Source organism: Nitrosomonas sp., from assembly GCF_022842015.1.
Taxonomy (GTDB): domain Bacteria; phylum Pseudomonadota; class Gammaproteobacteria; order Burkholderiales; family Nitrosomonadaceae; genus Nitrosomonas.
The window spans coordinates 1-12554 of sequence record NZ_JALHQJ010000086.1; the positions used below are offsets into that span (position 1 = coordinate 1).

Below are 12554 nucleotides of genomic sequence, written 5' to 3' on the forward strand. Positions count from 1 at the left end.
TCCCTCAGAATTACTCTTCGCAATCCCTCAGTTAGCTCTTCTTATAGCCTCAACCATCCGCTCAACTTCTCAATCTTCCCTAGACTACTGAGTCCATTTTCTACTGTCAAGCTGTTTACGCGATTAATATTACACGAACACTGCAGTCGTCGGCCTTTCTATATCAGACAGCACTATCGATTGAAACACTCGACTCAATACTTATTTCAGGTATTTTTCCTTGTTTTTTCCTCTTACTATGAAAGGATAATCCTGTACCTGCAGGAACCAATCTACCAACAATAACATTCTCTTTTAATCCGCGTAAATCATCTTTCTTGCCCATAATTGCTGCTTCAGTCAATACTCGAGTTGTTTCTTGGAATGATGCCGCAGAGATAAATGAATCTGTCGATAATGATGCTTTTGTAATACCTAACAGCATAAACTCATAGGTAGCAGGCATTTTCTTTTCGGCAATTAATCGTTCGTTCTCAACCAGTAAATCAGCACGCTCTACCTGCTCTCCTGGAATAAATATTGAATCACCAGCACTTGTAATTTGCACGCGCCTTAGCATTTGACGCACAATAACTTCAATATGTTTGTCATTTATTCTAACGCCCTGCAGTCTATATACATCTTGAACTTCATCAGTAATATATCGTGCTAATGCCTCAACACCTTGCAAACGCAAGATATCTCTGGGGTCTGCTGGCCCATCAACAATAACTTCCCCCTTGTTCACCACTTGTCCATCATGCGCCATTACGTGTTTATCTTTCGGGATTAAATATTCATGCACAATTTCTTCAAGATCAGTGATAATTAATCTTTGCTTGCCTTTGGTATCCTTACCAAAAGAAACAATTCCCGTAACCTCTGCCAACATACCCGCATCTTTTGGTGCTCTTGCTTCAAACAGCTCAGCCACTCGCGGCAAACCTCCTGTAATATCACGCGTTTTAGAAGTTTCTTGTGGAATTCTTGCCAATACCTCGCCGACACTCACCTGCTGTCCATCCCGCACTGTGATAATACAACCGATCTGGAATGTTATGCTCACAGATTGATTACCACCCAGCATCTTTATTTCATTCCCATCATCATCTAAGAACTTTACTAGTGGACGCAAACCTTTTGATTGTATAACTCCTCGGCGTTTCGGATCAATGACTACCAAGGTCGACAGTCCAGTAACCTCATCAATTTGCTTCGCTACTGTCACACCTTCTTCAACATTCTCGAATCGCACCTTCCCAGTATATTCAGTTATTATAGGGCGAGTATGCGGATCCCAAGTGGTTAATACCTGACCCGCTTTGACCATTTCACCATCCCGCACCAACAATGTTGCGCCATAAGAAGCTTTATGTCTTTCACGTTCACGACCATTTTCATCCTGAATAATAATTTCACCGCTTCGTGAAATAGCTATCAATTCATTCTGAGCGTTAGTCACATATCTCATCGTTGGAGAATAATGCACTGTGCCACTTGACTTACTTTCGACCTGACTTACCACAGCAGTTCTGGATGCTGCTCCACCAATATGAAACGTACGCATTGTTAATTGTGTGCCTGGTTCACCAATTGATTGGGCAGCAATAACTCCTACTGCCTCTCCCACATTAACCGGCGTACCTCGTCCCAAATCTCGCCCATAACACTTCGCACATAAACCATATCGAGTCTCACAGGTAAGTGGAGTACGAACTTTTACTTCATCAATACCCAAAGATTCTATCAAATCGACGGCATCTTCATCTAATAATACTCCCGATGCATAAAGCACTTCCTGACTTTCTGGATTAATCACATCATTGACTACAACTCTACCCAGAATTCGCTCGCGTAATGCTTCAATAATTTCACCACCTTCCACTAGAGCTTTCACAACCACACCGCCACCAGTATCACAATCCTCTTCAGTGACCACAAGATCTTGAGTAACATCAACTAACCGTCGAGTCAAATAACCTGAATTAGCAGTCTTTAATGCTGTGTCTGCTAGCCCCTTCCTGGCACCATGCGTTGAAATAAAATACTGCAAAACGTTTAAACCTTCACGGAAGTTAGCAGTAATCGGTGTTTCAATAATCGAACCATCTGGTTTTGCCATCAATCCACGCATACCTGATAGTTGGCGTATTTGCGCCGCTGAACCACGAGCTCCTGAATCCGCCATCATATAAATTGAATTAAACGATTCCTGGGTCAACTGCTTGCCTGTTTCGTCGAGTTGAATCTTTCCACTCGACTGCTCAAGCACCGGCTCTACACCAAGCTGATTCATCATAGCTTTGGCGACTTGATCCCCTGCTCTCCCCCAAATATCCACAACCTTGTTATAGCGCTCACCCTGCGTCACCAAACCCGATGTATATTGCCCTTCAATTTCTTTTACTTCTTGTTCCGCCTCAGCAATAATGTCGCCTTTTTGAGTTGGTATTAACATATCATCTGCGCAAATAGAAATACCGGCGCGAGTAGCATATGTAAATCCTGCATACATAAGCTTATCAGCAAAAATAACTGTCTCGCGCAACCCACAGCGTCTAAAACTCGCATTAATAAGCTTTGATATCTCCTTCTTCTTTAGCGTCTTATTAAGCAATGAAAACGGTAACTCTGGAGGAAAAATCTCAAATAGTAATGTTCTTCCTACCGTTGTTTCATAACGCGTAATCTTTTCATATCGATCGCCATCTGTGTTAACACCATACTCTTTGATTCTAACTATAATTCTTGCATTTAGTTCTACATTTCTACTTTCATAAGCACGTGAGACTTCGCTGACATCCTGAAACAGCATACCTTCCCCACACGCGCCCACTTTCTCTCTGGTTGCATAGTAAAGTCCAAGTACGATATCTTGTGATGGTACAATAATAGGCTCGCCATTCGCCGGAGACAAAACATTATTGGTTGACATCATTAATGTCCGGCACTCCATTTGTGCTTCTAATGATAGTGGCACGTGAACAGCCATCTGATCGCCATCAAAGTCAGCATTAAATGCAGCACAAACTAATGGATGCAATTGAATTGCTTTACCCTCTATCAAAACTGGTTCGAATGCTTGAATACCTAATCGATGTAGAGTCGGTGCACGATTCAACATAACCGGATGTTCACGAATAACATCTTCCAAGATATCCCACACTACTGCAGTTTCATTCTCAACTTCGCGCTTGGCAGCCTTTATGGTACTTGCAATCCCCATTAACTCCAGTTTATTGAAAATAAAAGGTTTGAATAACTCAAGTGCCATTTTCTTAGGCAATCCACACTGATGGAGCTTCAGTTGAGGCCCCACAACGATAACTGAGCGACCAGAATAATCCACCCGCTTACCTAGCAAGTTCTGTCGGAAGCGCCCACCTTTACCTTTGATCATATCCGCCAAGGATTTAAGTGCTCTCTTATTTGCACCTGTCATTGCCTTTCCTCGACGACCATTATCTAACAATGAATCAACTGCTTCTTGTAGCATGCGCTTTTCATTACGAACAATAATTTCTGGTGCTTTTAATTCTAGCAATCGTTTTAATCGATTATTACGATTGATAACTCTGCGATATAAATCATTCAAATCCGAAGTTGCAAAGCGGCCTCCATCTAGTGGCACCAGAGGACGAAGATCTGGCGGCAAGACTGGCAACACGGTAAAAACCATCCATTGTGGCTTGATACCAGACTTATTGAATGCTTCCAATAACTTAAGTCGTTTAGAAATTTTCTTAATCTTTGTTTCTGAACCTGTACTATCCATCTCACGCCGCAGATTCTCAATCTCAGCTCTAATGTCCAAATTGCTTAGTAAATCACGAATGCCTTCTGCACCCATACTGGCACTAAAATCATCTCCGTATTCTTCTGTTTTTATTAAATAGTCATCCTCGGTCAACAACTGACAACGTGTCAATGGCGTCAAACCAGGATCAGTAACTACATAAGCCTCAAAATATAGTATGCGTTCTATATCACGCAAAGTCATATCCAACACCATACCCAAACGAGATGGTAGAGACTTCAAGAACCAGATATGTGAAACAGGCGAAGCCAGTTCAATATGACCCATACGTTCACGGCGTACTTTTGATAAAGTAACTTCAACGCCGCATTTTTCGCATATAACACCACGATGTTTTAAACGCTTATATTTTCCGCACAGACACTCATAATCTTTGACTGGACCGAAGATCTTGGCACAAAACAGACCATCTCGTTCCGGTTTGAAGGTGCGATAATTAATCGTCTCAGGTTTTTTTACTTCGCCATAAGACCAAGAACGAATTTTCTCTGGAGAAGCAAGGCCAATTTTGATGGCATCAAACTCTTCTTTGTGAGTAACTTGTTTAAATAGATCTAGCAGTGCTTTCATTTGTCACTCCTGTAAATCAGGGGGCAATAAAATTTTGATGAAATTTATGTGATATACGTAATAAGAGGATAGATTCAAACAAATCACCCAATCTTTGAAACGCTTAATTTTGTTCCAAATCGATATCCATACCCAGTGAACGTATTTCTTTTACCAATACATTAAATGACTCCGGCATTCCAGCATCAATCTTATGATCCCCTTTAACAATACTTTCATAAACTTTAGTGCGTCCTGTGACATCGTCCGATTTGACTGTCAGCATTTCCTGCAAGGTATATGCGGCACCATATGCTTCCAACGCCCATACCTCCATCTCACCAAAACGCTGTCCGCCAAACTGCGCTTTACCACCTAATGGTTGCTGTGTTACTAAACTATAAGGACCTGTTGAACGCGCATGCATTTTGTCATCCACCAAATGATGAAGCTTCAGAACATGCATATAACCAACGGTAACTGGTCGATCAAATGCCTCTCCTGTTCGACCATCGTATAATGTGATTTGACCCGACCGTGGTAATTCGGCAAGCTCCAACATGTCCTTTATTTCTTTCTCCGTTGCGCCATCAAAAACGGGCGTGGCAAAAGGAACGCCTGCTGTTAAATTTTCAGCCAATGATAAAATTTCTTTATCTGACAAAGAGGAAATATCTTCTCTTTTACCACTCTCATTATAAATCTTATCGAGAAACTCTTTAATCTCACTTGCATTTTGCTGTTTCTTTAGCATTTCATCAATTTTCTTACCAAGACCTTTCGCTGCCCACCCTAAGTGCACCTCAAGAATTTGCCCTACATTCATTCGCGAAGGAACTCCCAGCGGATTTAATACCACATCAACAGGCGTTCCGTCGGCCATATAAGGCATATCCTCCAAAGGTACAATCTTTGAAATAACACCTTTATTACCATGCCGTCCTGCCATTTTGTCGCCAGGTTGCAAACGCCTTTTAACTGCGATATAGATCTTGACCATCTTTTGCACGCCAGGTGCTAATTCATCACCTTGAGTAAGCTTTTTCTTTTTTTCTTCAAACGCAACATCAAATGCTTTACGTTTTTGCGCCATACTCTCACGCACTTGCTCTAATTGTATGCTCGCATCCTCATCAGCCAAACGAATATCAAACCAGTAGTGAGGGTCAAAGCTTTGTAGATATTCAGCAGAGATCTCTTTCCCTTTTGCCAGTTTATTGGGGCCTCCTGTAGCCATTTTACCAATCAATAAACGCTCTAGACGAGCAAATGCATCTTCTTCCACAATACGCATCTGGTCCGCCAAATCTTTTTTGTAGCGATCAAGTTCATCATCAATAATATTTTGGGCTCTTTTATCACGCTCAATACCTTCGCGAGTGAACACTTGCACGTCGATCACAGTTCCCGAGATTCCTGATGGAACCCGAAGTGAGGTATCTTTTACATCCGATGCCTTCTCACCAAAAATAGCTCGTAATAATTTCTCCTCCGGAGTTAACTGCGTTTCACCTTTTGGTGTAACTTTTCCAACTAAAACATCCCCTGCTTCAACTTCTGCACCAATGTAAACAATACCTGACTCATCGAGCCGCCCTAACTGATGCTCAGATAAATTTGGAATATCTGCAGTTATCTCTTCCGTACCTAGTTTGGTATCCCGGCTCACAACCGATAACTCTTCTATATGTATGGAAGTAAAACGATCTTCAGCTACGATCCGCTCTGAAATTAGGATAGAATCTTCAAAGTTATACCCATTCCATGGCATAAATGCCACCAGCATATTCTGCCCTAAAGCAAGCTCACCCATATCAGTGGACGCACCATCAGCAATAACATCGTCTTTACTGATGCTATCACCAACTTTAACTAAAGGCCGTTGATTAATATTTGTATTCTGATTAGAGCGCGTATATTTTATGAGGTTATAGATATCAACCCCCACTTCTCCCATGTGTGTCTCAATATCATGCACTCGCACCACAATTCGACCTGCATCCACATAGTCAACGACTCCGCCTCGTTTGGCCCGAACAGTAGTACCGGAATGTATCGCCACAACCCGCTCAATTCCCGTACCTACGAGTGGCTTCTCCGCACGCAAACAGGGGACGGCTTGACGCTGCATATTTGATCCCATTAATGCACGATTTGCATCATCATGCTCTAGAAATGGTATCAGTGACGCTGCTACCGATACAATTTGTGCTGGCGCCACATCCACGTATTCAATCCGATCCGGCGAAGATAGCGCAAATTCGTTTTTGTAACGACAAGAAACAATCTCGCTAATAAATCGGTGATCGTCATCAAGCTCAGCATTAGCTTGAGCAATCATGAAATTACCCTCCTCGATTGCCGACAGGTAGTCAATTTCATTAATCACTTGGCTATTTTTCACTCTGCTATAGGGCGTTTCTATAAATCCATATTCATTAGTTCGCGCATACAATGCCAATGAATTAATAAGACCAATATTAGGCCCTTCAGGTGTCTCGATTGGACACACCCTGCCATAGTGTGTTGGATGCACATCGCGCACTTCAAAGCCAGCTCTCTCTCGTGTCAACCCACCGGGCCCTAGTGCTGAAATACGACGCTTGTGTGTTATTTCAGACAATGGATTCGTCTGATCCATAAATTGTGACAACTGACTGGATCCAAAGAATTCTCGAGCTGCTGCAGAAACAGGTTTTGCATTAATCAAATCATGAGGCATTAGATTTTCTGATTCTGCCTGACTCAAACGTTCTTTCACCGCGCGCTCTACGCGCACCAACCCAGATCTAAACTGATTTTCTGCCAATTCGCCAACTGAACGTACGCGCCGATTACCAAGATGATCAATATCATCAATTTCCCCGCGCCCATTTCTCAGCTCTACCAGAATTTTTATCACCGCGACAATATCTTCATTCGATAGTGTTGGGGATCCTGTCAACTCAGTTCTTCCTACTCTACGATTAAATTTCATCCTGCCTACTACGGACAAATCATAGCGCTCTGGCGAATAGAACAAGCCCGCAAATAATGCCTTAACCGCATCTTCTGTCGGTGGCTCACCAGGCCGCATCATGCGATAAATCGCAACCTGCGCATTCATTTCGTCGGTTGTTTCATCAATCCTTAATGTCTGAGAAATATATGCGCCATGATTAAGATCATTGACATATAATGTATTAATTTTCTTTACACTTCCTATACGAAGCTTTGCTATTGTTTCTTCACTAATTTCATCATTAGCAAGCGCTATAATTTCACCTGTTTCCGGATCAACTATATTCTGTGCCAACACTCTTCCCAATAAAAAATCTTCAGGAACTTCTAGCTGATCAATCTTAGCTTCTTGCATTTCTCGAATATGCTTAGCTGTAATCCGCTTATCTTTCTGAACTATTACTTTTTTGCCTTTGGCCAAAATATCGAAACTCGCGACCTCTCCACGCAAGCGATCGGGCACGAGCTCAAACCGTATACCTTTATCCGAAAAATGAAAACAATCAAAAATAAAAAATTCTTTTAATATTTGCTCGGAGGTACAACCAATTGCCTTCAGTAAAGTAGTCACTGGCATTTTACGTCGCCTATCTATTCTAAAATATAGACAATCTTTAGGATCAAACTCAAAATCTAACCATGATCCACGATAGGGAATAATCCGCGCTGAAAATAGCAATTTTCCCGATGAATGAGTTTTACCACGATCGTGTTCAAAAAATACCCCAGGAGAACGATGTAATTGAGAAACAATCACACGTTCAGTCCCATTGATAACAAAAGACCCTGTCTCCGTCATCAAAGGAATTTCACCCATGTAAACTTCCTGCTCTTTGACTTCCTTAACAGTCGGTTTGGATATTTCCTTGTCCATAATAGTCAGCCTTACCCTTGCACGTAAAGGCGATGCATAAGTTAATCCTCGTTGCTGACACTCTTTTACATCAAATACTGGCGAACCAAGTTCAAAGCTTATAAAATCAAGGCGCGCATTTTTGGTATGACTCTCAATCGGAAAGATTGAATTAAAAGCGGCCTGCAATCCTTGGTTTCGACGTTTACTGGCCGCAATATTTTCCTGTAAAAAAGCCGCGTAAGACTCTATCTGAGTTGCAAGTAGAAAAGGAATTGGCAAAACACTCGCGCGCTTGGCAAAACTTTTTCGAATACGTTTTTTCTCTGTGAACGAATAGCTCATGAGTTTTCTCCGGAAGAAGAAGACCGAGGGTTGAATAGTTGAGGCCAAACAACTATCAATTGCCGGGATGCCAAAAATGACACATCAAATGGTCAAAACACCAAAGGCTGGCGGCTTTGATTCCCCACCAGCCCTAAAATTTATTACTTTCCTACTTAATTTCGCAAGTAGCGCCAGCTTCTACCAACTGTTTCTGAATTGAGGCTGCCTCATCTTTTGATGCACCTTCCTTGACAGGTTTTGGCGCTCCGTCAACCAAATCTTTGGCCTCTTTCAAGCCTAAACCAGTCACCGCTCTTACTACTTTAATAACATTCACTTTGCTCTCGCCACAGGATGTCAGAATTACATTAAACTCAGTTTGCTCTGCCTCAGCTGGTGCACCACCACTAGGTGCAGCAGCTACAGCAACAGCTGCCGCCGCTGCAGACACACCGAATTTTTCTTCCATTTCTTTAATTAACTTTGACAATTCAAGCACTGTCATATTTGCAATTGAATCCAATATTTCGTCTTTTGTTACAGCCATTATTATCTCCTGGTAATTTCTTGTATTAAGATATTATAAAAAAAATAGAAGTTTGACGAGCTACTTGCTATCACGCACCATAGCTAAACCACGTACAAATCTAGCTGGCACTTCATTAAGCGTTTGAACAAATTTGGCTATAGGCGCTTGCATTGTTCCTAGTAATTTAGATAACAATTCTTCACGACTCGGCAATGAAGCTAACGCAGTAATTTCATCACGCGATATTACCTGCTCACCTATTGCACCTACTTTAATCACGAATTTTTCATTACTCTTGGAAAATTCATGCAATACTTTCGCAGCGGCTACTGGATCAGCACCCATGCCATAAGCAAGGGGACCCACCATATGCTTGACTAATTCCGCATAAGGTGTATCAGCAACAGCGCGACGAACCAATGAATTTTTTATGACACGAAAATAAATTCCTGATTCACGTGTTTTCGCTCTTAGCTGAGTCAGCTGACCAACTTCTAGCCCTCGGTATTCTGCAATGATAATAGCTTGAGCATTAGTTACCTGAGTGCTCACTTCTGCTACTATAGCTTTTTTCTCTTCAAGATTAAGACTCAAGGTTTACTCCCCATCTGTAAAAATAACACTTGGAGTAATCAAACTAATCACTTCCAAATACCACAAACTGGCTACCTTAAACCAGGAAAACAAGACTCCTGTTTTGGGTTCACCATCTACGCTGGGTGTTCAACTGAACTCAGAAAAATACATCACAAACTTCTTTGATTTCTCATTCAACAATCGAATATTTAAGTATTCTAAATAAAGTCGTTTAACCAATTATTATTTATATACCCCAACGGTCTTTGACAATCCACATAAGTACACATATACACATGTGCATCTATATGGCCCACAAAGTTCTGTTTTATTACTGCATTATACTTGTTTGATCTATTCTGACACCAACACCCATGGTACTTGAAACAGATACTTTTCTTAAATAAACACCCTTTGATGAGGTTGGTTTGGATTTATTCAGCGCCTCAATTAATGCCCTCATATTTTTCTTTAATGCATCTGTGTCAAATGATGCTCGCCCAATAGTGCAATGAATAACACCAGTTTTATCCGCCCGAAATTGTACTTGTCCAGCTTTAGCATTCTTTACCGCGCCCGCAATGTCTGCTGTCACAGTTCCAACTTTTGGATTTGGCATCAAGCTACGGGGCCCTAAAATCTGACCTAATTGGCCGACTACGCGCATCGCATCTGGACTTGCAATTGCAATATCAAAATTAATATTACCCGCCTTAATATCAGCAGCTAAGTCATCAAACCCAACGATATCCGCGCCAGCCTCTTGCGCCTCTTTCGCTTTATCCCCTTGCGCAAATACTGCAACACGAACTGTTTTCCCAGTTCCTGCGGGCAAAACTACCGAGCCACGTACTGCTTGATCCGATTTCTTTGCATCTATTCCTAAATTTACTGCTATATCAATAGATTCATCAAACTTTGCCGAAGCAGCTTCTTTAACTAACCCAAGCGCTTCATCGATTTGATATATTTTATTGCGATTGACTTTCTCTGCTATAGCTATATAGCGCTTTGATGAACGTGCCATTTTATATGCCCTCTACTTCTATACCCATACTTCGTGCGCTTCCTGCTATAGTACGCACAGCGGCATCCAAATTAGCTGCGGTTAAATCCGGCATTTTTGTTTTTGCAATTTCTTCCGCCTGACTACGATTCAACTTCCCAACTTTATCCATGTGCGGTCTAGCACTTCCTTTGCTCACCCCAGCAGCTTTCTTAATTAATACTGACGCAGGGGTCGTTTTCATCACAAATGTAAAGCTTTTATCAGCATAGGCAGTAATTACTACCGGCACGGGTAGTCCGGGTTCAATTTTCTGCGTAGCCGCGTTAAATGCTTTACAAAACTCCATAATATTTAATTGACGCTGCCCTAGAGCAGGTCCAATTGGTGGACTTGGATTAGCCTTACCCGCTGGCACCTGTAACTTGATATAACCGATTATTTTCTTTGCCACTTCATTCTCCTAACGGGTGCAAATGAGTAATAAGCCACTCTCCCCAACTATTTATAACAATTAACATTAACACAATACTGTCATAACTTTTCTTCAGCTACTAAGCTTCAAGAAAAAGATAGTATTAGGATTTCTCAACTTGATTGAAATCCAATTCTACAGGTGTGGGTCGCCCAAAAATTGATACCGATACCCTGAGTTTGCTTTTGTCGTAATTAACATCTTCTACATTGCCATGAAAATCAGTGAACGGACCTTCCTTCACACGAACAGCCTCCCCCATTTCAAATAGAATTTTCGGCTTTGGTTTCTCCACACCCTCCTGGATTTGATGGAGTATATTATCGACTTCCTTTTGACTTATTGGTGTTGGTTTCATCGCTGAACCGCCAACAAATCCCGTTACTTTGTCTGTATTCTTAACCAAATGCCAAGTATCATCAGACATCTCCATTTCCACCAAAACATACCCAGGAAAAAATTTTCGTTCACTAATACTCTTTTGCCCGCTTTTCATTTCGATCACTTCTTCCACTGGCACCAATATCTGACCAAACTTATCTTGCATACCCGCCCGATCAATACGATCTCTTAATGCTTTCTGCACACTTTTCTCATATCCTGAATAAGCGTGAACTACATACCATTTCATACTCATTCTTTCCTCAGAGGAATTAAGCATCCTGATTCATCATTAGTTTCACAAGCGACATCAAAGCAGCGTCGATGAGCCATAAAAAAATAGCCATCACAACAACAAAAGCAAATACTACTCCAGATGTCTGAAGAGATTCCTTACGACTTGGCCACACGACCTTTTTTGTTTCCTCAGAGGATTCTTTACAAAAGGTGTAGAAATCTTGACCTTGAGTCGTGTATTTAGCAATAATGACTGCCGACAATATCCCCACCAATATGGACAAAATGCGAATGACCATAGCGCTTTCATTTAAATAAAAGAATCCAGCAACACCTGCGAAAATAAAAACAACCGCAAGCACAAGCTTAAATTTATTCACCTTTTGAATCCCTTATATCTTACAAAAACACTCATCAAAATATCTATGTTCGTTTGAAAATTTTTACTGGAATTATTTTTTCTATGTCTATTCTCTAGTTAAAAATTCTGCTTCAACCATCTATGTGGCAGGCCAGGAGGGCATCGAACCCCCAACCTTCGGTTTTGGAGACCGACGCTCTGCCAATTGAGCTACTGGCCTATTATCTGAAACATTACTGGAGTTATAACGATGTAAAATAATTATACTATCCCAATTTTCCCGCGAACTATATTCACTCAACAATCTTAGCAACAACGCCAGCACCAACAGTTCTACCACCTTCGCGGATCGCAAAACGCAATCCATCTTCCATCGCAATAGGCGCTATCAAATTTACCGTCACTGAAACATTGTCTCCAGGCATCACCATCTCTGTTCCCGCAGGCAATTCTATCGCTCCGGT

At 41.5% G+C, this 12554-nt stretch carries 8 protein-coding genes, 1 tRNA gene and 1 pseudogene; all 10 read right to left on the reverse strand.

What is annotated here, in order from left to right; all coding sequences use genetic code 11:
* Nucleotides 1-163: 163 nt before the first annotated feature.
* Nucleotides 164-4366, reverse strand: a complete 4203-nt coding sequence (gene rpoC / locus Q0C11_RS13165) for a DNA-directed RNA polymerase subunit beta' (RefSeq protein ID WP_293008717.1) — start codon at nucleotides 4364-4366, stop codon at nucleotides 164-166.
* 103 nt (nucleotides 4367-4469) lie between these two features.
* Nucleotides 4470-8543, reverse strand: a complete 4074-nt coding sequence (gene rpoB, locus Q0C11_RS13170) for a DNA-directed RNA polymerase subunit beta (RefSeq protein WP_293008719.1) — start codon at nucleotides 8541-8543, stop codon at nucleotides 4470-4472.
* A gap of 151 nt (nucleotides 8544-8694) precedes the next feature.
* The gene (gene rplL, locus Q0C11_RS13175) at nucleotides 8695-9072 is read right to left on the reverse strand and encodes a 50S ribosomal protein L7/L12 (protein ID WP_293008721.1); all 378 of its coding nucleotides are present in this window, start codon (nucleotides 9070-9072) and stop codon (nucleotides 8695-8697) included.
* A gap of 60 nt (nucleotides 9073-9132) precedes the next feature.
* The gene (rplJ, locus tag Q0C11_RS13180; protein ID WP_293008723.1) at nucleotides 9133-9648 is read right to left on the reverse strand and encodes a 50S ribosomal protein L10; all 516 of its coding nucleotides are present in this window, start codon (nucleotides 9646-9648) and stop codon (nucleotides 9133-9135) included.
* Between the two features lie 313 nt (nucleotides 9649-9961).
* Entirely contained in the window at nucleotides 9962-10657 is a 696-nt protein-coding gene (gene rplA / locus Q0C11_RS13185; protein ID WP_293008725.1) for a 50S ribosomal protein L1, read from the reverse strand.
* A gap of 1 nt (nucleotide 10658) precedes the next feature.
* Nucleotides 10659-11090 carry a 50S ribosomal protein L11 gene (gene rplK, locus Q0C11_RS13190; RefSeq protein ID WP_293008727.1) on the reverse strand — a complete coding sequence of 144 codons (432 nt, stop codon included), beginning with the start codon at nucleotides 11088-11090 and terminating at the stop codon, nucleotides 10659-10661.
* 124 nt (nucleotides 11091-11214) lie between these two features.
* Nucleotides 11215-11748: a transcription termination/antitermination protein NusG gene (gene nusG, locus Q0C11_RS13195; protein WP_293008729.1), complete on the reverse strand. Its 534-nt coding sequence runs from the start codon at nucleotides 11746-11748 to the stop codon at nucleotides 11215-11217.
* 16 nt (nucleotides 11749-11764) lie between these two features.
* Nucleotides 11765-12109, reverse strand: coding sequence for a preprotein translocase subunit SecE (gene secE / locus Q0C11_RS13200; RefSeq protein WP_293008731.1), 345 nt, complete (start codon nucleotides 12107-12109; stop codon nucleotides 11765-11767).
* A gap of 125 nt (nucleotides 12110-12234) precedes the next feature.
* A tRNA-Trp gene (locus tag Q0C11_RS13205) sits at nucleotides 12235-12310 on the reverse strand.
* Nucleotides 12311-12383: 73 nt separating this feature from the next.
* Nucleotides 12384-12554, reverse strand: a pseudogene (gene tuf / locus Q0C11_RS13210) (elongation factor Tu); the annotation flags it as partial.

Bases quoted from the DNA above. Each gene is read 5' to 3' on its own strand.
- rpoC (WP_293008717.1), bottom strand. From the start codon at position 4,366: ATGAAAGCACTGCTAGATCTATTTAAACAAGTTACTCACAAAGAAGAG.
- rplL (WP_293008721.1), bottom strand. From the start codon at position 9,072: ATGGCTGTAACAAAAGACGAAATATTGGATTCAATTGCAAATATGACA.
- rplA (WP_293008725.1), bottom strand. From the start codon at position 10,657: ATGGCACGTTCATCAAAGCGCTATATAGCTATAGCAGAGAAAGTCAAT.
- rpoB (WP_293008719.1), bottom strand. From the start codon at position 8,543: ATGAGCTATTCGTTCACAGAGAAAAAACGTATTCGAAAAAGTTTTGCC.
- nusG (WP_293008729.1), bottom strand. From the start codon at position 11,748: ATGAGTATGAAATGGTATGTAGTTCACGCTTATTCAGGATATGAGAAA.